Origin of the sequence: Streptomyces sp. SID5785, from assembly GCF_009870065.1 — a bacterium.
In the GTDB taxonomy this organism is placed as follows: domain Bacteria; phylum Actinomycetota; class Actinomycetes; order Streptomycetales; family Streptomycetaceae; genus Streptomyces.
Genome location: NZ_WWIA01000864.1, coordinates 1 through 771 on the forward strand (window position 1 = coordinate 1; position 771 = coordinate 771).

Consider the following 771-nt stretch of genomic DNA (forward strand, 5'->3'; position numbering starts at 1 on the left):
CGCCGTCCACGCGGCCGGCGCCCTGCACCGTGACGTCAAACCGGCCAACCTGCTGCTCGGGCCGGACGGTCCGAAGCTGATCGACTTCGGCGTGGCCCGGCCGGCCGGCGCGACGCCGATGACGGCGACCGGCGCCCTGGTCGGCACCCCCGGGTTCATGTCCCCCGAGCACGTGGCGGGCGGGCGGCACGTGGTGCCCGCCTCGGACGTGTTCTGTCTCGCGTCGGTGCTGGCCTTCGCCGCGAGCGGCGCGGAGCCGTTCGGCGACGGGCCGGTGGCCGCGGTGCTGTACCGGGTGCTCCACGCGGAGGCCGGACTCGACCCCGTACCGGACGCGCTGCGGACCGTCCTGCGCCGCTGTCTCGTGCCCGGCCCCGACGACCGCCCGGGCGCCGACGAACTAGCGTACCTGCTCGAGGCGTTGCTCCCCGGCCCGCCGGACGCCGCGGATCCGGCCGGGCCGGCCGCGCCGCTGATCGCCCGGTCCCGGGAGGACGCGGAACGGCTGTGCGCGTCGGGGCAGCCCCTGCTGCCCGAGCCGGAGCCGACGCCCCTGCCGCCGGGCTTCGTGGCGACCGTACGGGACGCGCCCCGCGACACCCCGCAGGCCGCGACCCCGGCGTACCCGTCCGGTGGAGAGGCGGGCCCGGCCGCGCCGTCCGCCCGCAGGCGCCGGCGTCCCGCGCTGATCGCCGCCGTGGCCGCGGGCATCGTGCTCGGGGTGGCCGCCGGGCTCCTCGCGGCCCGCGACACGACGCCCCCGGACGACGC

1 protein-coding gene is annotated in these 771 nt (G+C 79.5%); it reads left to right on the forward strand.

Annotated features, from left to right (window positions below; translation table 11 throughout):
• Positions 1-771, forward strand: a 771-nt coding sequence (locus GTW43_RS38255) for a protein kinase (RefSeq protein WP_237536854.1), incomplete at both ends; no start/stop codon positions are given.